This is a genomic window from Legionella brunensis, assembly GCF_001467025.1.
Classification (GTDB): domain Bacteria; phylum Pseudomonadota; class Gammaproteobacteria; order Legionellales; family Legionellaceae; genus Tatlockia; species Tatlockia brunensis.
Genome location: NZ_LNXV01000036.1, coordinates 282,872 through 306,938 on the forward strand (window position 1 = coordinate 282,872; position 24,067 = coordinate 306,938).

Genomic DNA, 24,067 nt, shown 5'->3' on the forward strand with positions numbered 1-24,067 from the left:
AAGAATAAAATTAAATCACAATTCGAGTCATAACTCATAGCGTAATTGCCATTATCGGAGAGCTGAAATCTGGAAGTTTGGCGCTTAGCTGTTTGGCTAATTGCAACAATAATCTATCGTTCCCTTTTCCTGCCGCAAACTGGACAGAAATTGGAAAACCATCATAATGCATCACCGGCATAGTCATTGCCGGCATTTCTGCTTGGTTGAATAGGGCAGTAAATGGGGAAAACTCCATATTTTTTTGTAAATAGTCTTCAAAGCTACTGTTTCGCCAACTGCCAATAGGGATAGGTAATTGCGCTAAAGCAGGAGTCAAAATGACATCAAATTTTTGAAAAAGATCACGCAACGGCTGTAACAACTGATAAAGCTTGTTCTTACTATTAATTAATTGCGATGCAGTGATGCCCTGCCCTCTTAACACAAACTCCCAAGTTAGTGACTCTAAATCGCCTTGTTGCGCCTGACGCTGCCATTGACTTTGCTGATTTTCAATTTCAGCCCAAGTATTGGCTGCAATCATTGTTAAGGTACACTCACCAATCGCTTCGTTATCAAGAGATAATTTATAAGGGATGACTTGATGCCCACACTCTTTTAATACCTTAACTGCCTCTTTCACTCCAAGTGTATAAGCCTCAGCGATGGGTACTTTCGTAAGCGCATCCACATCAAGCAGAGCAATTGTTAATGGTGGCAATGAAGACGTATTTTTGTATACTTCAATACGGTTTTTGGCTTGGGTCAAAGACTGTGCAGTTAGGCATTCAAATAATAGAGCCGAATCCTGAACATTTCGTGTTAAGACATGACTTGCTGAGAGACCTGACCATGGCTCAGGAGCCCAAGGCCCGACAGGAGCTAACCCTGGAGTTGGTTTAAAACCAAACAAACCACAACATGCAGCCGGAATACGAATGGAGCCTCCCCCATCATTGGCGGTAGCCAGCGGTGCCACTCCTGCTGCAACGGCGGCCGCAGAGCCCCCAGAAGAACCACCCGAAGTACAGTTTAAATTATAAGGATTTCTGCAAGGTCCATGTAAGAAAGACTCCGTTACATAAGAAAGACCTAGCTCAGGCACATTAGTCTTGGCAAAGGGCACCATCCCTAATGCCAGTAAACGATTGATGAAGTCACTATTGTTTAGCGATGTACTATTCGTATAAAAAATTGAGCCCGCTGTATAACGGACTCCTTCCAGGGCAAATCCTAAATCCTTCACTAATATAGGAACCCCATAAAAAAGCTCATTGCCTTTCATTTTCTTTAATTGTTTGCGTGCCCAAGCACTGCAATCCGTCACAATGGCATTTAGTAAAGGGTTAATTTCATGCATACGAGCAATGGCGCAGTCTAATGCTTCTGAAGCGCCAACTTCCTTTCGCCTAATAAGCTCACTTAATTCTTGGACACTTAAATTGCAGTATTCACTCAGCAACATTATTATCTCTATAGTTTATGCATAGGGGGCAAAGAGTTAGTCGAATGAATTGGCGATTTACCTTCTTTAAACGCAGTGAAACACGCCCATAAATCAGCTCCATGCCATAAGTTTTGTGAACCATTATGATAGAGTGCATGAGATAACTCTTTAATTTGCTGTTTTAAAGATGCATCACTAACTCTACTTTCAATATCCATCAAATTTAAAATTGTTGCCTGTGGCCACTGTCTCTGGGCCCACTGGACTAAGGCATCCCGTGCTGCTGAAGCATTATTAGTGGAGCATGCCTCTTGTAATCGCTTAACGACCTGTTTTGTATCGGGTATTGAACTTCGGTTTCGTCTTTGCCATATCCATAAACTTAGCGTTAAAAGCCAAGCGATTGCAAATCCTGAGGCCAACCACCAAGCAAAATTTTTAGTAGAGTTTGCCGTTGGACGTGGATCACTGGTTTTCTCTGTTTTTACGACAGTCTGAGGAATGTCTGCAGGCTTTGTTTCCTTGACTGCAGTCGATGGTTTCACCGTTGGGTTAGGTGCATTGGCAGAGGCCATCACCTGAATTGAGCGTTCAGGCAAAGTTGCTATTTCTTCCTTTCCCGTTGTGGTATTAAACCAGGTTAATTTGAGCGGTGGAATGGTAATTTGGCCAGTTTTATTGAGCAGATAAGTTACTTTAACAGTAGTTGTACCCACTAAATCTGGCTGCTGAAAGGTGTTTCTCTCAGTCCGTTTTTCCGGATAAACAGAAAAATCTGTACTACTCCCAAAATCAAGCACAGGTAATAGCTGGGCAGGCACTGCCGTTGCTTGCAATGTAACACTGCGAACAATGGTGCTCCCTTGTTGTAAAGATGAAGCATTATTGTCATAGGTTTCCGTTAAATTAACTTGCTTAGCAGGTAACCAGTTGTTGTTTGCATGTTGCTCCGGAATGGGTTTTACATGTAGCAAGGTTGCTTGAGCACGCTCATTAACGTGTTTAGGTACCGCATCATAAATGATCGTCTGGAAAGAAGGAGGGATAATTTTCAAATCCCCACTTTTTTGCGGGAAAAGAGCATATTGCTGCTCCTCGACCCTATACAACCGACCATTTTCAGCCGTTTGGTAACGGCGTCCAGCTCCTAGAGGGATAAGAAGAGCGTCTTCAACTTGCGGTGGCTGATAATTAGCATTCATTAAACGCCCACTATAATATAGTTTTACCGTATAAATGACTTGTTGATTAATATATGGATTCTCCACACTTACTTCTGTCACCAACTTAACATCTTGCTGCTTATCGGTGTCTGGCTCCTTACTTTCGGAAGCTTGTTCAGTTACTTCAATGCTGCCAGGCATTGTTTTTTCCTGACCTACTTGAATCGCAGGTATGTTTAACACGCCAGTCCTCTTAGGAATCAATAAAACTAACCACTGTCCCACCGAGCTAGCGCGACCATTAACCAGGGTGTAATTCACACTACGTTCCGTCCCTACGATGGTGAAGTCCTTTTGTAAAGGAGTTAAATCTGGGATACTGTCAGTTTGGCTGCCCTCTAAGATCAAAATTAATTGAAAAGTTTCTCCTGCTTGAACTGTTGAAGTTTCAAGCCGCATGGTCACCGTAGCAAACCCAAGGCTATAGAAACCCAATAAAAATAAACTTAATAAAATTTTTTTCATTGATACCAACCACCTTGTCGACGTATATGATCTCGTAAAAATTTCTCTCGCAATAACCCACCTGGATCATCAGGAATTAAGCGCAACCACTGCTCTTTTGCTTGTTGCTTTTCACGTTCAGCAGATGGGTCCACTCCAACTCCGGTGTTTTTGTCATCCGATTGTTGTTCTTGCCCCTGTTTATCTTTATCTTGTTGGCTTTGGTTTTGTTGATTCTTATCCTGTTGCTGATTGTTACCTTGCTGGTCTTGGTTTTGTTGATTCTTCTCCTGCTGCTGATTGCTGCCCTGTTGGCCTTGGTTTTGTTGATTCTTGTCCTGCTGCTGATTGCTGCCCTGTTGGCCTTGGTTTTGTTGATTCTTATCCTGCTGCTGATTATTACCTTGCTGGTCTTGATTTTGTTGATTCTTATCCTGCTGCTGATTGTTGCCCTGTTGGCCTTGGTTTTGTTGATTCTTATCCTGCTGTTGATTGTTATCTTGCTGGTCTTGGTTTTGTTGGTTGTTAGCTTGAGAGTTTTTATCCTTTTTTAATAATTCTTCCATTAACTTGCGATTAAACTGCGCATCTTTATTATTTGGATTATGGGCAAGGGCTTTGTCATAAGCCTTGATTGCTTTCTCATATTGCCCTAACTTCGCTAAAGCATTCCCTTGATTATAAAATCCCTGCTCGTTTTGCAAAGATTGATAATATTCAGCGGCTTCTTTGAAGTTTCCAGCGCGATATGCTGCAGCACCACGCCATCCTTGATCTTGGAAAATAGTCTCTGCTTCTTTAAATTGCCCTTCCTTCATTAAGGTCTGAGCTTGTTGATCTTTGGTAAACCATAGATCTTGCCAACTAAATGAATAGCTTTGGCAACAAACACTTAAAAGTAATAATAGCCAGACTATCCTCATGGTTCTAACCTCTGTAACCACCCACGCCTGAATACTGGTAATAAAAAAATAAGTGCAGGCAATAAGAACCAACGCCCCTCATCTTGCCAAATGGGAATACCCTCCTGTTGATTACGTAGAAATTGATTATCATTAACATTCTTATTAAGCCACGCATCCAAATCACTGGAGTCATCCGAAAACGGTAACACTTCGCCCAGTCCGGCAGTAGCAAACTCTTGAAATAGGGGATTTAGAGTTTTATCTGCTCGAATTGGCATAATTGAAGTACTAATCTGCTTATTTGCCAAAACCTTAGCCTCCGTAATAGCAGCATTACTTGGTGTTTCAGCCGTTAGCACCAGTATTTGTCCATGGTGAAAACCCGCCTGATTAATCAATTGACCCGCCTCTTGAAGAGCCAAATCTAACTGATGACCCTCGACAGGCATAATGTCTGGTGATAGTGAAGACAATAGCGAGTCAATAGTTTGAGCATCATCTGTTAATGGAGATACCACAAAAGGCTCTCCAGTATAAACAACTAAGCCCAATTGGCCTGTATCACGACGCTTAAACAAATCATGCAATTTAAATTTAGCGCGACTTAAACGATTAGGGGATAAGTCATCGACAAGCATTGCATCCGACATATCTAATACCAGCACTCGTGGTTGAATTTGTTTATAGGTGGGTACGGGCAAACGAGACCAAGTAGGACCAGCAAGACCAATAATCATGCATAAGGCACTCACTGATAAAAAGAATAAAGCCAGATTACGATTATACTTTCCGTTAGAAACGAGTAAGCGCTCTAATAAATGTTTATCGCAAATAGCAGCCCAAGCTTGCAACTGTGGCTTTTGCCACCACAAATACCAATACAATCCCAATAAAGGAAGAGTACTCAGCAACCACCAGGGACGCAGAAAATGAAACTCTGTCATGATTCAACAACCTTACGATGAAAAACATTCTTCAAGCCAGAGAACAGTTTCGCTTTATTTCCAAGCCAATAAATAAACAGTATTAAAGCCAATGCCAAAGGCCATGGATAATAATCGTGCTGCGGGCGAAGGGTTGCTTGTTCCTGAGTCACCGTTTCGAGCTGATTAATAGTTTCATAAATAGCATTCAGAGACTGCAAATCTGTCGCGCGGAAATATTGCCCTCCAGTAATTTTTGCCACCTCCTGGAGGGTCTCTTCGTCTAAGTCAGACGAGGCATTCATATTAAAAAATACTTGGCCTAGTGCTCTAGGATCACTTTCTGCCCCCAAACCAATGGTATAAACTTTGATATTATCAAGCTTGGCTAGCTCTGCAGCCTTCAGCGGAGGCAATACGCCTGAATTATTAGCACCATCCGTCAGCAAAATAATGATACGCCCTTTAGCGGGGACATCTTGTAAGCGCTTTACTGCCAATCCCAACGCATCACCTATAGATGTCGTTTGCCCTGCAAGGCCAACTGTCGCGTCCTCAAGACGTAATAAGACTGATTGGCGATCATACGTTAAGGGGGTTTGTAAATAAGCGCGTGTGCCGAATAAAATTAACCCGATCCGATCGCCTATTCGCTGTTGTACAAACTCTTTTGCAGTGCGCTTTACCACTGCCAAACGACTAACAGGGCGACCATTTAAGATCATGTCATGAAGCTCCATACTCCCTGATAAATCAAGGACTAGCATAATATTGCGTCCTTCTCTTTCCAGAGGTTGCGGCTCTCCCACCCAGCGAGGACCAGCAGCTGCAATAATAAGTAGACACCATACCAATGATAAAAGCCCCATTTGTGCTTGCGCCGAGAATGCACGTTGTTTTTTATTCACCATGGTGAGCACAGCATTAAAAAAAGGAACTTTAAGGGCCACCGGCAGTTTAGTATGAGGGTGAGGCAAAAATAACCAAATCAACAAAGGTATTGGCAAAAAGAATAAAACCCAGGGTAAAGCTAATTCGAACATGGTACACCTCGTTGCTTTATCCATGATTTGGCACAATTAAAAAGAGGGCTCAAATCAATATCTGTGGGCTTCTGATAAGGCAGCTGTAAAAGATAATCTTGCATCTGATCAAAATTAATCCCCTTTGCTGTCTTACTCAAAAACTCGATCCACTCCTGGCCTTGTAAGCTTGCCACTTGCTGCCTTGGGAAATAGACCAAGGCAACGCGCCTTAGTAACTCAGAAATTTTCATACTGCTTAATTGACTGTCATGATCACGTTCATACTCTTTTTGCAAATTGATCAACAGGTGAAGGGCCTCTCTCTTGGCTCGGCCATGTTTATAACGTCGGTAAGCGATGTAAAAGAGACTTCCCCCAACAACCAACAGGGCAACTAATAAAACATACCATCCAGGCGCTAAGGGCCACCAACCAATAGGTTCGGGCAACTGAATATCATGCAATTGATTGAGTAACTGCGAATCAGCCACCGGTTCTCCTGGGAAATGTTTGTCGTACCAATTTAGGAATATTTGCTTCAGCTGTCACCTGGACATAAGATATTTGTAAACGCTTAAATAACATTTTTAAATTAGCAATACGTTCCTCACAATAGCTCTGATAACTTTTAGCAATGTCATCTCTAGTTGTATCTAAAACCGTTTCTTGCTGGCCATCGGTAATGGGATAGTACTGCGGTTTTGGCACAGCAAGTTCTATAGGATCACATAAATGATAGGCCAAAACATCGCTATGGAAGCGTAAACGGCTCAAATGCCGTTCGCTATCAACATCCAACGCATAAAAATCACTAATTAGAACTACAATACTTCCAGGTCTCGTGACCCGTCTTAAGCGAATCAAAGCATCACTTAAATCTCGAGAGTCACCTCCATTTCCAGGGGAAACGGTGGTATAGTGACTTAATGCTGCTAAAAAAGGCAAAATACCTAAATTACGACTATGTGGTGTAAATTCACTATGCTCATTGGCGGAATAAATTAAACCACCAACCTTATCCCCTTGTTTAACGGCTGTCCATGCGATCATCGCTGCCAAACGGGCAGCCACCACCGATTTAAATGCTACCCGGGTGCCAAAATACATTGATGGGTTGAAATCACAAAGCAAAACAACAGGCCGCTCTCGTTCCTCTTGGTAAAGTTTTACATGGGGTCGTCCCGTACGTGCTGTCACACGCCATTCCATATGGCGAATTTCATCACCGGCCTGATAATTACGAGCCTCCGCAAAATCCATACCACGTCCTCGTAACTTAGACAGATGATTTCCCATATATATAGCATTATTTTCAGGCTTGTAATTAATCCTGTGAGCATAACGTTTGAAAGCAATCAATTCATCAAGTTCGGCAACCAATCCGTCACTCATAATGACCTCTAAGGTACAGCAATCAAGCGCAATAAAGAGCTTATAAAATCATCACTTGTTACCCCTTCCGCCTCTGCCTCGAAACTTAAAAGAATGCGATGGCGCAAGACATCATGGGCAATAACGTGAATATCTTCGGGAGTAACGTAGTTACGCCCTGAAAGCCACGCATGGGCTTTTGCACAACGATCGAGAGCAATTGTTGCCCGTGGGCTTGCCCCAAAACGTAACCAACGCGCTAATTCATCACTATAGACAGCAGGATTACGCGTTGCAACAACCAATTGCACAAGATAATTATCTAATGCCTCACTGGTGTGTACCTCTAAAACCTGACGTCGAGCTTCAAAAAGTGTTACTTGGGACAAGGGGGTAACAACAGCCGTTGATGCTGAATTTAACTTCAAGTTCCCCATAGCTTCTGAACGTGCCAAAGTTAGGATATCACGCTCTACCTGAGTGTCAGGGTAACTAATTTTCACATACATTAAAAAGCGATCAAGTTGCGCCTCAGGCAAAGGATAAGTTCCCTCTTGCTCAATAGGATTTTGTGTAGCCATTACTAGAAAAAGTTCCGGCAAAGGGTAGGTCGTACCACCGATAGTTACCTGTCGTTCTGCCATAGCCTCAAGTAATGCTGACTGTACTTTGGCAGGTGCACGATTGATTTCATCGGCGAGAATCATGTGATGAAAAATAGGGCCTGGTTGAAAAACAAAGGAGCCATTCTCAGGGCGATAAACATCTGTACCCGTTAAATCGCCTGGTAGCAAATCAGGAGTAAATTGAATACGGTGAAAATCGCCCTCTACTACTCCAGATAACTCCTTAACAGCACGAGTTTTCGCTAATCCAGGTGCTCCTTCTACTAATAAATGCCCATCAGCAAGTAACGCTATCAATAATCGTGATACTAAATCTTGCTGACCTAAAATACGTGTATTTAGATGAACACTTATTTGTGCTAGCTGCTCTTGTACAGTATGTGTTGAGGTGTCTAGCTGCTCCATTCGTTTTACCCTGTGCAAAAATCATAATCCTAACGTGAAACTAGGCTTGTGCCAAGTTTAAACTATCAATAGAAATGCACTAAATTCTTCCATTTTAAGTATGGTTTAGCCTATCTTACTTGAACATTGCGTGCAAGAACTCGTAATAAGAGTTGAAGATAAATTACGAACTTAAGCTGCAGGCAAACAATGCTCTTGGTTTTTATTTTGCTCTCTGGCGAAATATTTGCCAGCATTTTGCGCTAATAAATAAGGTAGTGATTGGCGAATACGCTCTTGACTAACGACTTTTGTCCAGCAGCTATATTCATTGAAAGGTTTATTATATTGTTTAAAGACATCAATGAAAGCTCGGCGCATATTCTCTGAATCTGACCAAGCAACGATAGGAAGTTCCGGATTTTTTTGCCAAATTACTTCTGCTAAAGCAGGACCATTGCAATATAAACCATCGCTGGCACCTAAATCACCATCCATAATGATGAAAGAAGCGTCATTTTCAGCAAGATAATTTAAGGTACTGAGACTGTCACCCACAACGATTACCTGAATTTGCTTATTAACCGCGGTCAATAACCTGGTTAAGCAAAATGCATTAAATGCATTGTCCTCGACAATTAATACACGCATGGTAACTCCCTTCTACTTTCAGAAAGGAGTATAGCGAGCAAACCTTAAGGGAAACTTAAGGATTTAACGGATCACATTAATATCTGTTTGTGTGGCTATTAATACCGTGTCAGCGCGGCGTTTAGCAAACAAGCCATTGTCAACCACACCTGGGATTATCTTAATTAATTCTTCTAATTCAATAGGTTTACTCAAATCAAGATTATAAACATCAAGAATAATATTGCCATTGTCCGTAATAAATCCCTCTCGATATTCCGGGTCACCACCGAGCTTTACAAGCTCGCGAGCAACAAAGCTTCGTGCCATGGGAATAACTTCTACAGCAACAGGAAACGTCCCCAAGCGCTTTACAAGCTTGGACTCATCAACAATACAAATAAATTGACGCGCTACAGAGGCAATAATTTTTTCGCGCGTTAAAGCGCCCCCGCCTCCTTTTATCATTTGCCGTTGTTCAGTGACTTCATCAGCACCATCGATGTAAATCGACACATCCGTCGCAACATTTAAATCAATAACGGAAATACCCAAAGCACGTAAATGAGCTTCGGTTTCTTTTGAACTTGCAATGCATGCATTAATGCGATGTTTGATCGTAGCCAAGTGCTCAATGAAATACTTAACAGTAGAACCAGTGCCGATACCAAGAATCATTTCATCATCTTTTAGATAATCTAACGCCGCTTTAGCAACCGCTTCTTTCAATGCACCCATATAATAATCCATGCGAAGATTCATGGCGCATTCTAACGCCATAAATTGGTTTTCACCAAATCTAAACTTCAGTCTCCTGCCCATTTATAATGGCTTTCATGAGAAATAAACTAAACCTTTAACTTGTGCAGCGTTAATAAAGGTGGCATCACTAGCTCATTGCGATTCACTCGCACATCAACGACAGCAGACCCTTGATGAGTAGGCGAGTCTTAAAGCATCCTTTAAATCCCTGGGATCCTCAACACGAATCCCTTTATTCTAAAAGTATCCACAAACACGTCAGTAACAGTAACCTTTTTAACCCTAGTGATGAGTTAATAGTCCCTATTGACCAACTGTTGGGGCTTCGGTTGGTACTGCAGTACCAACGGTTTTCTTACTGGCCTGCGTTGAAGTTTGTGGCGCACCTAACGCTGAAGCGGAAGCTGAGGCAGCAGATGAATTAGTATTTGACGAATTATTGTTCTCTGTCGAGTAAGTAGTTCCTCTCTGTGCGGAAGAAGACCTGGTTTGTGTTGGCGAGCCACTTTGATAGACCGTTGTAGTATGTTGAGAATTTCCATAGCTCGGACGGGCGTCGTAGGTTCTATTTGGCGAATCGGTAAATAATCCCTCTATGCCTTGGCAAGCAGAAAGTAATAACGGTGCAGAAAGAATTACTGTATACGTTACAACCGAAAATGGATTCTTTTTCATGTGGCCATCCTTGAAAAAATAGTTATTTAACACTACCTTGAATTCTAGCCGGTGTCAGAGAACTTGTGAAGTCATGTTTAGGAGAACAAGCTTCCCAATCTACCTTCATTAACGACATGCTCAGGTTTTTAGCGTATACTGGGCAGCAAATTTGCTTACAAAGGATCTGTCATGATTTATCCTAATATTCTTGCCACTATAGGACATACACCTATTGTGAGAGTAAATCGTATTGGCCAAGAACTTGCCTGCGAACTCTATGTTAAATGTGAATTTTTTAATCCCGGCGGTTCGGTCAAAGATCGCATAGGCTTTGAAATGGTTACAAATGCCCAAAAGAGCGGTCGCATTAAACCTGGCGACACCTTAATTGAACCAACTTCAGGTAATACAGGAATTGGCATCGCCTTGGCAGGCGCAGTTCTAGGGTATAAAATCATTATTACAATGCCCAACAAAATGAGTCAGGAAAAACAGGCTGTTCTGGAGAGATTAGGAGCGACTATTTATCGGACACGGACAGAAGCTGCCTGGAATGACCCTGATAGTCACATTTCTCTAGCAAAAGAATTACAACGCGAAATACCTAACTCCCACATTCTGGATCAATACGCCAATCCTGACAACCCAAATGCGCATTACTATGGTACTGCGCAGGAAATTATCGACGATTTTGGCATGGATTTAGACATGGTTGTGGCTGGTGTTGGCACTGGAGGCACTATTACTGGAATCGCCAGACGATTAAAAGAGCATAATCCTCACATAAAAATTGTAGGGGTTGACCCTGAGGGTTCTATCCTTGGTGGCGGGGATGAAATCAAACCTTATCATGTAGAAGGAATAGGTTACGATTTCTTCCCGGAAGTCCTCGATAACAAATTGATTGATCATTATATTAAAACCAATGATAAAGACTCCTTTGACATGGCGCGAAGATTAATTCGTGAGGAAGGATTACTTGTAGGTGGCTCTTCAGGTGCTGCTATGTGGGGGGCAATACAAGCGGCAAAATCATTACAAGCCGGACAACGATGCTTGGTTATTTTACCTGACTCTATTCGTAATTATATGTCTAAATATGCCAATGACGAATGGATGAAAGAGCAGCATTTTCTTTAAATAAATCTAGCAATTGCCCGGATTAACAACATTGTCAGTATCCGGGCAGCGATTAAGCGGTTAAAAGAGCAATCAGATTATTTTAATTTCAATCCGCTTTCTTGCAACTCCTCAACTTTATCAAAAACTTTAACCGGATCTTGATGTTTGATACCCACAGCTCGTGCAATGGCATTAACCAACTGTTTTGTAAACTGTTCATCATGTTTCTCAAACTTTGGACGAGTCACTGGCATATCAAGGCGCTTATCTTTTATGGTGCGAAAAAAATGCTCACTTCCATGCTCAACACCCACGTATCTTTGAGGATTATCTTTGTTTATACCCGCTATATAAATATCTATGAGTTGCTCTTGGCTCACTTCACCCGCATCGACTGCTGCCATCAAACGCCCTTGGGCATCTCTATAATCCCCTAGTAAGCGGCTTTCCTCATCCTCAATTCTAGTGAGAATATCTTGCAAATCAGGATCTTCTTTTCGAGCAACTTCCTGAGGCTCAATCGCACCACGCATAGTTGTTGATTTAACGCCACGAAAATAGCGTGGCTCATTAACTTGTGGCAGATAGTGGTCAGTCTTCGAATCATTATGTAATTGCATCGCGACAGGCTTTGTTTCTCCTGCCTTGCCGTAATGAGACAACATGTGTAATTCTTTATCAGTGGCTACCGTGTAAATTTTAAAAGGGAAACCAGTTGCCATGGCCGTAGCGGCAATTGCATTTTTTTCATCAATCCAGGTAGTTCCAAGACGCATTTCAGCCGGAGAGATTGGCATGCCTTCCTTGTTGTAGAAAACATCATGATAATACTCAGGATTAGAAACCATTTCATCAACTGCTATCTGGCGCAAAGTATAGGCAAGAGTTTGAATAAACTCAGCCATATTTCCTTTGAGGGCGAAAACATTTTCCACAGGAGTAGCAAGACGAAGAGCCGGTTTTTGTTCCGGGAAATACTCAAAATGCCGTTTTAATAGACGACTTAACTCGGGGGTATTCTTTTTTTCAGACAGTACTTTATTGATAATCCCTACTGCCATTGCTTTAAAACAATTGTCGCGCTCACCCACATCGACAAAGTCAGGCCCTATAGCTGGCTTAACAGTCGAATTTTTGTCAAGGTTTGTGGGACTAAAAAACCTTGCAGTTGACATGGCGCTCTCCCCTCATTATTCATAATTCCATTCTAATCAATTCAGATTAAGGGAATATTAACTTAGACTTTACACTATCATGCTCAAATTTCAACTCGTTCGCCCCTGTTAAAAACAATATGTCCCAATAAAATCAATAACTTTTTCCGCAAAAGTAGAGTCCCACAAATCATTATGTCCTTTACCAGGAATACTAACCAATTGTTTAGGCTCATTCGCATTAGCAAAAAGCTCACGCGCCTGTTGATAAGGAACAATAGCATCACTTTCACCATGTAAAATAAGCAAAGGACTTTTAAGTTGGGAGATACGACTTAAAGAATCAAATTTGTCCCAGGGAGGAATAAAAATCCACGGATAATGATAATACGCAACCTGAGTCATTGAAGTATATGGCGATTGCAATATCACGGCACAAACCGGATGCTCTATAGCCATATAAATTGCAACCCCTGTTCCCAAAGACTCTCCGTATAAAACTATTTGCTCGATTGCAACGTCTTGTTGCTGTAAGAAATTTAAAGCAGCCTCTGCATCTTGATATAAACCTTGTTCAGTAGGTTTCCCTTGATTACCACCATACCCGCGATACTCCAATAACAAAACACCGAAACCCTTGGCAAGGAATTGACGGACTAAGGGCATGCGATAACCAATATGGCCAGCATTACCATGTAAATATAAAATGGTAGGCCGATTCGCTAATGCTGGTTTATACCAGGAATTTAAATGAATACCATCTGTCGTTGTAAACTTAACCACTTGCAGATCTTCGGCCTGAAAAATTTTGCGACTTGGCACTTCTTTTGCTGGAAAATACAGCAAATTTCTTTGAAAGAAATAAATTAACAAAAAAGCAATAAGCAATACAAAAATACAAATGAAAAGCAATTGTTTGATCATTCGCAATGCCAGAAATTAAAGTGGTTAAGTATATAGTGACTGTAGAAGATTTTGCGAGAAAATATCAAGGCAAAAGGTATGGCTATCATGAGCAAGGAGGCAACATGGAACATATACAAGATCAGGATATCACTAAATTAAAAGAACTTTTACGTCATACAGGTGAGTTCATCGCATATTTTGAGCTTGCTGAAACTAAAATGCTTGAATGGCGACACGATATTGAACAGCAAGCCCAAATTCAACAGAATAAATCACAGCAGCAGTTACAAAATCTACACAATGAGCTTGATGCGTTACAAGAGGTCCTCACTCAAGCTGGTATTGCACGATTTCGCCTGACGGCTGAAAAAGCCTTAAAACAGGGCGAAGAACATGTTAATCATGTACAAAAAATTAGCCAGCAATTGCTTGAAGACATGACCAACAAACATCAAGAATTAAGCCAGCTATTGGAAAAAGGACTTAATCAAATTGAACAATATACCGTTCGCGCAATAGAGCGCTTAGACGAGCATTTTACGCAATATGATGTTCATCATTTTCGCCGTATTGCCAACGAAAGCTGTGAGCAAGTTGAAAGAGTAGCTCATAATGCCGTTATTAAAAGCCAGGGACTTTTGGGTCGTTTCCAATGGCGTGCTGCCTCACTTGCCTTACTCACCACAATTTTTACAGCATTTGCCATCGGCTTTTATGTCAGTAATGAATTTCCCTGGGAAATTCATCAGCAAGCCATCAATGAGCGGGAAGCCGGCAAAGTATTAATGAAGGCATGGCCATCATTGACACAGGAAGAAAAAGCTAAGATTTTAAATAGCCACAAGCCTCATAAAGTATAAAATGTTATCTTTTTTATTATCCTTATTATTATTTGCAGCAACTTTAATAGGCCTTAGGGTACACCGCCACTGGGCTATTAAAAATTGGCGAAGAGCCTTGTCATTAGACAAACATTCTGCCATTTTCCAGAAGCTTTATGGCCATATTGATGGTTTTACTTTATCGCGTATTGCCAGAATGAAAAGTGATGCCATGAAATATATTTACGGCGAAATTGATTTTGAATCCTTCATTGCCTTGCTATCCTTGTGCAACCCCAATGCCGCTACCATCTTTTATGATCTTGGTAGCGGTACAGGTAAAGCCGTCATTGCATGTGCACTTGTTTTTGACATTCAAAAAAGTTGTGGGATTGAAATTTTGCCAGCCTTGCACCAATGTGCACAAATGCAGCAAAAGCAATTAAGACAGTCGGCAGGATATCAAGAAAAAGCTGAGCGGATTACTTTCATCTTAGGTGATTTGCTAGAAACAGATTTTCGCAATGCATCCATTGTCTTCATCAATGCCACTGCTTTTTTTGGCGAATATTGGTTTGCTATTAGCAGACATATGGAGCAATTAAAACCTGGAGCTATCGTAATTTCAACGAGTAAGGCGCTTCTCTCAAACCGATTCATTATTTCTAAAACCACTGCAGTTACGATGAGCTGGGGGATTGTCAATGCTTATATTCAAGAGCGGCAGCCTGACAATGCGGTGCATTAATGTAGAGCTCACGTTATTTAAGCAAATATATCTCTTATCATTAGAAATACAATATTTTTAGGCGAGTTGAAAATTTCTTGGGCGAAAAAAGCAAAAGTCTGACAGTAGCATTTCTAATGATTAGAGGTATATAATGTTGCATCAGAGATAAAAATCTTGTTACAGTTAATTGATAACATTGAATAATTTTTTTTCGAGTCTATACTAAAATTGAATGCAAGAAAGTCAACACCTGATGTGTCCTGGTGATGACACCCCAAAAACGCGGCTAACCGAGGTGGGTATGATTAAATCGCAACTCATTGCAAACCTTGCTGCCAAAATGACACATCTGCCTGAGAAGCAAGTCACAGACAGCATAAATCGTATTTTAGAACTAATGAGTCAAGCACTTATTGATGGTAAACGCATTGAAATTAGAGGTTTTGGTAGCTTTTCGCTGCATTACCGACCACCTCGCAATGCTCATAACCCCAAAACGGGTGAAAAAGTGATTACTCAGGAAAAATACAGTCCTCATTTCAAACCAGGCAAAGAACTTAGGGAACGTGTGGATGCTTCACGCGGCAAGGTAAAATTGCAAGACAAAGATGAATAGGCATTTAAGGGACTATTTCATTGAGTTTCAGATATAGTGCTCTCCGCGGCAAAGCCGCGGAGCCGCATGTTTATCATTGACTTAAACCTAAGCTCGCGGAAGCGTCACGCCCGTTTGCCCTTGGTATTTCCCACCTCTGTCACGATAGGAAACCGCACAAACCTCATCAGACTCCAAAAATAGCATCTGCGCCACCCCTTCATGGGCATAAATTTTAGCAGGAAGAGGTGTTGTATTGGAAAATTCCAAAGTCACATGACCTTCCCACTCTGGCTCAAGTGGCGTCACATTAACGATAATCCCACAACGCGCATAGGTTGATTTACCTAAGCAAATGGTCAACACATTACGAGGAATGCGGAAATACTCGACAGTCCGCGCTAAAGCAAATGAATTAGGCGGAATAATACAAACATCAGATTGCACATCAACGAAACTGTTCTCGTCAAACGCCTTGGGGTCCACGATAGCAGAATTAATATTCGTAAAGATTTTAAATTCATTAGCACAACGAACGTCGTAACCGTAGCTCGAAACCCCATAGGAAATAATGCGTCCTTTATCGGTATGACGTAGTTGTTCGGGCTGAAAAGGAGATATCATCCCATGTTCCAAAGCCATTTTTTCTATCCAACGATCTGATTTTATCGACATATAGCTATCCGCATCTCAGGGAAAAAACCTCTTCTACCATAAAGTAACACGGAGGGGAAGTTAATGTTTATTTAATATTGCCAAACTATAATCCCAATAACTTAAAAATTATTTGGAAAAACAATGCCTATTTGCACTCAAACCACACAAATTTCCCCCTCTGCGAACTCCCTCATTGTTTGCGCCGGTACTGTCACTTGTAGAGATGTCAAGGGAATGGGCGCAGGCTTTCTCGTCTTTAAAAAATTTTTTAATCAAGACATGCATATAGAAAAAGGTAAATGGAGCGATCATTTAAACGAAATATTAGAGGATTATCATCAAGACAAAAAACCCGTGCCGCCCTATATTCGCATTGCCAAACAAGACAGCTATACAGGTGGTGTTGCCACAGTTCCTGTTTATAGTGCAAACAAAGAACAACAAGAAGAACTCATAAGTCAGTATAAAGCCGCAATAAAAGGAGCGATAGACGATGCAATACATTTGCAACAACCTCTTTATTTGCAGCCATTAGGCATCGGGGTATATGGATGGCCACCAGCACTTGCAGCTCAGTTATTTGCTGAGGTCATCAGTGAGGCAGATCCCGAGGACAAATTAGCGATCACTATTCCTATTCATGCCCAAGATCCCAAATCTAACGATAAAATATTTGAAGCCACTTTAAAGCAAGCACTAGACGAAAAACAACGGACACTTACTATCACAACAACCGCAGCGTCAAAGAAACCATCGCCGGTAACAGAAGTTATAAAGGAGTCGTTACCTCTTTTTGTAGAGAATCAGCCAGATAGTGGTGAAGTAACCAGAACTACTGCTGTTGGCAATAAAAGACAAACAGATTTAACTTTCATTGTTGATACTCTAATCAACAATATCGAAACACCAACAGGCAAGCGCTGGACGTCCGGAAAAGACTCCGAAAAAGTCAGCAACTTAAAAACACTAAGGGATGCTATGGCAAATACGCCCCATGAGGCATGGAGCTCATCCGAAAGCGACTTCATTGAGCAAATTAGATCTGTCTGTCAAAAGAAAAGAAATGTTCTGCATTTTTGGGCAACGCCAGCAAGCGTTAGCGAATTTGAAACGTTACTTGATGAGAAGGGATTTACACCTTCTAACGTAAAAAATACCACTCTTAAGTGAGGCAATTTTAACAATAGATTTAGGCATTTAAGTTCTCCATTAAGCGCCACAATTCTATTCTTCGTAATTTTCAAATATTTATTAAAAATGCTTATTTATTTTCAGGGAAAGCCTTTTCTATTTCCTTTACTTATAAATAGTAAACCACGTTAATGTTAACTTAAGCCAAGCTAACTATAATAGCAAAATATACATAAAAAAATCGGGTTGTTTAAAATGGTTACTATCAATGCTTCTTTGTTTGCCCATATACAAAATGACGCAAACCTTTCTGGAACCTATAAACTTGAAGGGAATCACTTTTCCAACACTGTATTGTACCTCAAGGAATATTTAGAGAGCCTAAAGGTAAAGGGTGGCAAAGAAGAGTTCCCCCTTGCATACCAACAATTATTTAAGGATACCAAGTCTTTGCTCGAAACCGAGCAGGCATTGGATAGGATTGCTCTAGGCTCTCAAATCCCCCAAGAAATTGACAAACTTGGTGGGGACATTGCTAAAAAACTCCAAAGCCTACCGGTAGGACAGAAACTATTAATGCCAGGCGGATGGTCAAACCGCTCTGGTGGCCATGGTATGGTTTATCAATTTGTTCGCACTAAAGATGGCGGTTATGAGTTTACCATTTTCAATGCAGGCGGCGGAATTAACTACCATCATAAAGGCTCGGGCGAAACCAAGGAATTGTATAACCCGACAAAGACGTGGAAAATCCCACCGATGGGAACAGGTGAAGACGAGGCTAATGAGGCAGAAGTTGGTCTTTTTATTAGCCGCCTCCTTAAAGCAAGAATCCACACTGACGACCGCAAAAAACCAATAAATGAAAAAATTCTTTATGAAGAAATCCTGCCTACTATTAGTCATATTAAGGGTGTGGAACAAGAGCCCCATGCTGTTCCTGAACACGCCTATACCGGCGGACAACTCTCCGGAACTTGTTCACAACGCTGTCTTCATCAAATGCTTAAAATCAATTCGCCATCTGTTGATGAGTATGAACAATTTATTTTCAAATTTAAACATCATGCCCTTAGAGATTATATCGATGCTTGTATTAACCAAAAAGGAGGTGAAAAGCTGACACGCGCGTCGCTAAAGCAAATTAATCTGGCAATAGAAAACAATTTGAAAATATTAAAAACTGAGGGACTTTTTGATGAATTTGACACCGAAAACTACTTAAAAGAGCTTTTGGCATTACAGGAGCAAGTTAATGAGGCTCCATTAGTAACCACGAAAAAATCAGCGCCTGCAGGAGATGCTCCTACTCAACTAACAATAAGAAGTCACCTGACGCCTGCTTCAACTTCAAGTGAGAACTATAGTAATTTCCGTTATGATGCTAACTTACCTAACCCAGTTAATTTTGGCCAGGGAAAGAATTTTTTAAACAATATTAAACAAGCAGTTCGTGATATTAAGAATATCAAAGACCCAGCTACACAGTATTATTATCTTGAGCAACTTATTCTTGCACTCCCTATCGAAACTTCAAACACCTTTTACAATGAACTTAAGACCTTAGGTGACTACGAAGAGTTCGAAAAATGCATGGATACTATTCAAAATTTAATCAGCGGATCTAACGGTTTGCAAAAAAAATGGTTTAACAAAGCACAAACTGGGGCATTAAATATAATGGGGCTTAGCACCCTTGCTCTCCAGATAGACATTCAAGATACCATTGGAAGAACTAAAAAGTTACCCTCATTTACACCCTTTGCAGGTGTTGCGATGGAAACTGTTATTGGTAATAACCAAAGAAATCCATTTTGGGCTACAAATCATCCAGGACTTGACAAAAAATTTAAAGAGTTACAAATAAAATTTTTCGGTTTCCCCACTGTAAGCCATGATGAGCATTATGGTTACTTTAACCAACTAATCGCCCCCGATTTATATAAGAGCTTGGAGAGTGAATACGAGAAAACTTATGGTCACGATACTAGCAAGCTTCATAACAAAATTAGAGAGAAGAAGCTTGGGCCTGTGTACTTAATATCAGAGCATCTGGGATTAAGAATAACGCTTCCATCCCAATATAACGAAGCCATTGAGACTGTTCAAGCCCACATTCAATATGAAAGCAAGCTGATGAAAGGTATTAGCCATTTCTTTAGTTCAAATTTTTCAGGCAACCCGTCAATTAGATTCTATGTATCAAGTAATAATAATTTCGACCTCGACACGCCCTTGTTTCCCTCTTATATTGCCTGGCAAGAACGGTCAATTGAAATTACTAAAAACAGAACCATGATAGAAGACTCTCCTGCTCTGGACGCATTGAATGCGGATGTTAGCAATAGAGCTCCTCAATCATTTCCGCTTCGAGTGAGAACTGCCAATGATATTCAGCTTAATCCATCAAAGAAGGAGTCGAAATCAAATTCTAGGCGACATATAACCCAACAAGACATTGCTGCTCGTGATTATTTTCACCTAAGAAGTGAACCCAAACTCCAAATAACATTAACCCTTGATTATTTTACTCGCAATATTGCCAAACTTTCCAAAGAGTCTAATAAACACTATGTCGAGGCGAATCTTTTCCAACCAGGGCTTTTAACACAAGCGTTTAAAAATCCTACGTTCTTCCCGCAATTTGATAAATTTTTGAAAACGGGATTTCGCTTTTTTAACAAAAATGGGCAATGTACACGTGATTCACTGGTGTTTTTCCGATTGAACTACTTAGTCAGTCGCTATCTCTACCTTAGTGATAAACCCGCAGGACTTAAACGTCTTCAAAATGTGCAAGAAGCCCTCAGCAAACAGCTTGCACTCCCCAATGGTCCTGACGAAACGTATGTCTTGCAACAATATTTATTCTTAACGGTCATGACCCAAATTGAAATGGGTGAAAAAGTGTCCAGTGAATTGTTCGCAACTGCCTTTAATGCTTATTTCTACTTACAAAGCCATGCTGATCCTTTTATTCTTCAAGACTTCAATCACCGCGTCGAAGTGGATGCTGCGATTGCCAAATTCCAGGTTTTGGCAAGTCAACAGCCTGAGCATGAAATAACAAATGCCGTTCAAAAAACGTTGGCAGCACACTCACCAACATTAATGCTGGAAAAAGGCCGATTTCCTATCTACGAATTGAAGGACACAAAAGACAAAAAGACACTGGAGTTCAATGTCTTTTTGGGTAAAATTTTTGAAAACGGATTGGCCCATGGTGGTTTACCGTTAGCCCTACAAAACCATGCCCTGATTAAGCATTTAAATCTTCAGGAACAACAGAAATGTCTTATCTCAGCTGATGAGAAATACATGGTTCTGCCGGATCCAAACCATGAAGTACGGCTATTTTATAGTGATAAAAAACTCACGGTGCAAAAAGATTGGACGATTGATGATAAAAAGCGCGGCTATGAACTACAAGCGCTGACCGAGAATCACCTTGCATATCACGCCAATGAAGAAAACATCCCGGTTACCTCTTCCTTGCCTCTAGTCTTAACTGATGGCACGTCGGATTATTGGTATGCCACCAATAATTCAGGAGAAGGGCTCTTAGTTCAAAATAACAGTCCCGTTTATTCCATCGACTCTAAGGGAATAATTACAGTCCTGGATAAAGAGGGTAAAAAAACACCTTATCAGTTAAGTCGGCTTGATAAGCGATGGCATTCCGTTATTCATAATTTTGAGAGTAACAATTTTATACTGGCTCACACCAGCGCTAGTTATACTCTCATTAAACTGCCACGGTATAACCTGACATTAGAAGTGGACACCGCCGGTACCAAACCTGCTCTTGTGTACCCTGAAACTGGCGAACACGTTGTTGAGGATTCATCGCCCATTCACCCCAATGTGAGGGGGCTCGTGCTATCGAAGGGGGATTACAACCGCTGCCTCGTGCCCGTAGCCCGATTTTATGCAACCGAAGATGATGCTGAACAAAGTGATTTCTATCCTGTGGTGCATGACACGAATGGAACGATTGCTAAAGCTGAGTTAAAAGCAGCCTGGGAGCGCCAACCTCCTGCGCAAGAGCCCATGTGGCACTACCAGGGTAGCGAGAAATACGTGAGCTTCCGCTTACAAGATGGACAACCTGTCGCCGATACTGTCGCTGATGCCCTTTATTTAGCTTACACCTATCTTGCTACAGACCAAACAGAAAAGGCATGGGCTGTATTAGAAGATTGCAATACTCGTTTGGGAGGATTAACCGGTGATCCCGCAGAATTACAATTTCTTTCCTGGATTTGCAATGATATGCCTCATATCCTACCTAATTCAAATATAGATGCTGAGGATGCCACCAGAAGTACTCCCCCCTATGTAGCATGCCAATTAAAGGCATTAGGTCTTGCCAGTGATTTTCTCATGCAAGATCGCAAATTTGATCTAAAAGCGCCCAGCCTTGAGGATAGCGCAAATGCCCACTATGCATTAAATCAACATCAAGGCTTAGAAAAATTCCTTAAAGCGCTTCCCGGAACAATTTACCAAACCTTTGACCGTTATCAGAGGATGGGACGCCACCTTGAACATGGTTATCAACTGTCCAATCACGAGCGTAAAAGCCTGTTGGATTACTATCACAGGTCACAGCCCAAAGACGACAGAGCACCTCGGGGTTCTTTAGGTTATGAATGGATGAATTTAACGATTGAAGCCATCCAACAAGAACGTGACGCACTTCTTGCTCGAGAAAAAGCAAAAACCTCAACAGCCGCTGACAAGAGAAGGTTAGAGTTTATTGATAAGCAACTCAAAAAATTGCAAACCGTGAGCAAGAAGTCTACAAAGCTTGAAGAGGTAAGTATCGACTTAAGCTTGCCCTCCTCGAGTTCGATTAAAGAGACTCATCTTTTACCTAGCACGGTGAAAGCTTTTGAAAGCTGGCAGGGTAATGTTTTCAAGTCACAACTAGGTATAACAGAACTTACAAAGGCCGTTGCTGAGCTCTCTTCAAACATGACTGACGATACCTTTATCACGAATTTTCCAGCGTACTTGCAGTTAGCAAATTCAAATAAAAAAACCGAACTCCAGAAGCGTTTATTAACGTTCTGTAAGCAGACCTTACGTGCTAGTCGCCATGTACCATTATCTGATCAACAATCAAATATTCCGCTTCTGTGTAATATTTTATATCGCGTAATCAACAATCCGGGTCATAACTATAGTTGGGGGAACACTGAGTTCTTTGAATTGGTAAACGAGGCCAGCAACTTTCACATAAAGCCTATCAAAGTTCTGCAAGCAAAAGATATTTATACTGAAGCATTAGCAACACCTGAGCAGATACTCGCCCGAAAACGTCCGGAACATATTCCGCTCGTTGCAACAAAACTGGAAAAAACCTCCCTTTTAGAGCAAAAAGATATCCACCAGTATCTTGAAGAAAAGAGATCAGGTGGCTTGGTAGAAGAGTTAGAAAAGATAATTACTCATTATCGAAAGCTGCAAGAAAAAAGTATTATTGGTCATGAAAGTGAAATCGACACGGAAAACGCCGCTGGTAAACACATTTTTGCTTTAGAGCAAGAACAAAAGAAACTGGCAAAATCCCTGATTGAGAATCCTAAGCTCGGTGAATTAGTTCGCGACATGACCGAAAAAGTGACTCCCGCACTTAAAAATCAGGCGCAAAAAAGCTGGGAAGAAGCCTTAAAACTTGCCGATGAAGGGCCTGCCGATCCTAAAGAGGCAAGAAAGTGGAAAATTGAACAACACGCGAAAGCAAGACCTACGCTTAAGAAGAAAGATCTTATTGCCATGTATTGCCGTGCTGATGTGGCCTACAGCATGGAAAAAACAGGGCTATCTGCTGAAAAGGTAAAGCAATTACACGATTTAATCCACAAAGCGCTCTTCCAAGATATTCAACATCAAGCAGTTAAAAACATCAACTCTAATCTTGATAAAGCACTTAAAACCAAGGATGAAACGCTTGCCTTCCAAGCACTCGATGCGTTAGCTAGAGAAAACATTCCGGGATTGGAAGAACCCGCAACAGTCATCATCCAGCATGAAGAAGATATCTTACTCCGTACTCGACAAGTCAGTGCCTTAAAATCGTTACTTGAGCATACTGAGGATGGCCGTGGCTTTAAAGAACGAATCGAAAAGGTTATTCCTGGTGGTGGAAAATCGAAAGTCATTCTCCCCGTTGCCGCTGAAAAGAAAGCCGAAGGCGATAACCTGGTGGTCATCGAAGTACCCCCTGCCTTGTTAGAGACTAACTACATCGATTTCAACCGAACTTCCCAGCGCTTATTTGGAAAAGGAGCCTATCGTTTTACATTTAACCGCGACAGCAATAGCTCTCCTGAACGCTTGAAACAAATTTATCAGGAATTCACGGAAGTCATGACCAATCGCCGCTATATGGTCACCACAGGCGATTCAATACAGTCATTAGAGCTTAAGTACATTGAACTTTTGCTTTCGAAAAAACAAGATAAGGATGGGGAGAAACAAGAAAGGGATAAGAATTGGGAAAAACAAGTCTACTGGCTGGATAAAATCACCAACCTTTTGCACCACCATGCGGACTGTCTCATCGA

At 41.2% G+C, this 24,067-nt stretch carries 20 protein-coding genes; 6 read left to right on the top strand and 14 right to left on the bottom strand.

The features are described from left to right. Positions 1-34: 34 nt before the first annotated feature. From Lbru_RS15525 to Lbru_RS15575, 11 genes are all read right to left on the bottom strand, one after another. Entirely contained in the window at positions 35-1,447 is a 1,413-nt protein-coding gene (locus Lbru_RS15525) for an amidase (protein ID WP_058443033.1), read from the bottom strand. Between the two features lie 8 nt (positions 1,448-1,455). Next, a complete protein-coding gene (locus Lbru_RS15530) occupies positions 1,456-3,117 on the bottom strand; it encodes a BatD family protein (protein ID WP_058443034.1) in 1,662 nt (553 codons plus the stop codon). Then, the gene (locus tag Lbru_RS15535; protein ID WP_058443035.1) at positions 3,114-4,019 is read right to left on the bottom strand and encodes a tetratricopeptide repeat protein; all 906 of its coding nucleotides are present in this window, start codon (positions 4,017-4,019) and stop codon (positions 3,114-3,116) included. Before Lbru_RS15535 ends, Lbru_RS15530 begins: the two co-directional genes overlap by 4 nt. Continuing rightward, complete coding sequence (locus Lbru_RS15540) at positions 4,016-4,948, bottom strand: VWA domain-containing protein (protein WP_058443036.1); 933 nt, start codon at positions 4,946-4,948, stop codon at positions 4,016-4,018. Before Lbru_RS15540 ends, Lbru_RS15535 begins: the two co-directional genes overlap by 4 nt. Then, positions 4,942-5,967, bottom strand: coding sequence for a vWA domain-containing protein (locus Lbru_RS15545; protein ID WP_058443037.1), 1,026 nt, complete (start codon positions 5,965-5,967; stop codon positions 4,942-4,944). Before Lbru_RS15545 ends, Lbru_RS15540 begins: the two co-directional genes overlap by 7 nt. Continuing rightward, complete coding sequence (locus Lbru_RS15550) at positions 5,955-6,440, bottom strand: DUF4381 domain-containing protein (protein ID WP_058443038.1); 486 nt, start codon at positions 6,438-6,440, stop codon at positions 5,955-5,957. The genes Lbru_RS15545 and Lbru_RS15550 overlap by 13 nt, the downstream gene beginning before the upstream one ends. Further along, positions 6,433-7,341, bottom strand: a complete 909-nt coding sequence (locus Lbru_RS15555) for a DUF58 domain-containing protein (protein ID WP_058443039.1) — start codon at positions 7,339-7,341, stop codon at positions 6,433-6,435. Before Lbru_RS15555 ends, Lbru_RS15550 begins: the two co-directional genes overlap by 8 nt. Before the next feature lie 8 nt (positions 7,342-7,349). Then, positions 7,350-8,351, bottom strand: a complete 1,002-nt coding sequence (locus tag Lbru_RS15560; RefSeq protein ID WP_058443040.1) for an AAA family ATPase — start codon at positions 8,349-8,351, stop codon at positions 7,350-7,352. A 171-nt stretch (positions 8,352-8,522) separates the two neighbouring features. Continuing rightward, entirely contained in the window at positions 8,523-8,981 is a 459-nt protein-coding gene (locus Lbru_RS15565; protein ID WP_058443041.1) for a response regulator, read from the bottom strand. A 63-nt stretch (positions 8,982-9,044) separates the two neighbouring features. Beyond that, the gene (gene rpiA, locus Lbru_RS15570; protein ID WP_058443179.1) at positions 9,045-9,698 is read right to left on the bottom strand and encodes a ribose-5-phosphate isomerase RpiA; all 654 of its coding nucleotides are present in this window, start codon (positions 9,696-9,698) and stop codon (positions 9,045-9,047) included. A gap of 327 nt (positions 9,699-10,025) precedes the next feature. Then, positions 10,026-10,397, bottom strand: coding sequence for a hypothetical protein (locus Lbru_RS15575; protein ID WP_058443042.1), 372 nt, complete (start codon positions 10,395-10,397; stop codon positions 10,026-10,028). A gap of 171 nt (positions 10,398-10,568) precedes the next feature. Between Lbru_RS15575 and Lbru_RS15580 the strand changes: the two genes are divergently transcribed. Further along, on the top strand, positions 10,569-11,519 hold the full coding sequence (locus tag Lbru_RS15580; RefSeq protein ID WP_058443043.1) for a pyridoxal-phosphate dependent enzyme: 951 nt from the start codon (positions 10,569-10,571) through the stop codon (positions 11,517-11,519). 77 nt (positions 11,520-11,596) lie between these two features. On the opposite strand, the gene Lbru_RS15585 is transcribed toward Lbru_RS15580, so the two are convergent. Together Lbru_RS15585 and Lbru_RS15590 are read right to left on the bottom strand one after the other, a co-directional pair. After that, positions 11,597-12,676: an OTU domain-containing protein gene (locus Lbru_RS15585; RefSeq protein WP_058443044.1), complete on the bottom strand. Its 1,080-nt coding sequence runs from the start codon at positions 12,674-12,676 to the stop codon at positions 11,597-11,599. 108 nt (positions 12,677-12,784) lie between these two features. Continuing rightward, complete coding sequence (locus tag Lbru_RS15590) at positions 12,785-13,579, bottom strand: alpha/beta hydrolase (RefSeq protein ID WP_058443045.1); 795 nt, start codon at positions 13,577-13,579, stop codon at positions 12,785-12,787. Between the two features lie 104 nt (positions 13,580-13,683). On the opposite strand from Lbru_RS15590, the gene Lbru_RS15595 reads away from it, so the two are divergent. From Lbru_RS15595 to Lbru_RS15605, 3 genes are all read left to right on the top strand, one after another. Continuing rightward, entirely contained in the window at positions 13,684-14,421 is a 738-nt protein-coding gene (locus Lbru_RS15595) for a hypothetical protein (protein WP_058443180.1), read from the top strand. 1 nt (position 14,422) lies between these two features. Further along, a complete protein-coding gene (locus Lbru_RS15600) occupies positions 14,423-15,130 on the top strand; it encodes a class I SAM-dependent methyltransferase (protein WP_058443046.1) in 708 nt (235 codons plus the stop codon). A 235-nt stretch (positions 15,131-15,365) separates the two neighbouring features. Continuing rightward, positions 15,366-15,728 carry an integration host factor subunit beta gene (locus Lbru_RS15605; RefSeq protein ID WP_162262417.1) on the top strand — a complete coding sequence of 121 codons (363 nt, stop codon included), beginning with the start codon at positions 15,366-15,368 and terminating at the stop codon, positions 15,726-15,728. Positions 15,729-15,815: 87 nt separating this feature from the next. On the opposite strand, the gene dcd is transcribed toward Lbru_RS15605, so the two are convergent. Next, complete coding sequence (gene dcd, locus Lbru_RS15610) at positions 15,816-16,382, bottom strand: dCTP deaminase (RefSeq protein ID WP_058443047.1); 567 nt, start codon at positions 16,380-16,382, stop codon at positions 15,816-15,818. Positions 16,383-16,505: 123 nt separating this feature from the next. Between dcd and Lbru_RS15615 the strand changes: the two genes are divergently transcribed. Continuing rightward, positions 16,506-17,534, top strand: coding sequence for a macro domain-containing protein (locus Lbru_RS15615; protein WP_058443048.1), 1,029 nt, complete (start codon positions 16,506-16,508; stop codon positions 17,532-17,534). A gap of 216 nt (positions 17,535-17,750) precedes the next feature. After that, positions 17,751-24,067: DUF3638 domain-containing protein (locus Lbru_RS17565; RefSeq protein ID WP_193786927.1), on the top strand; the 6,317-nt coding region annotated here is incomplete at its 3' end.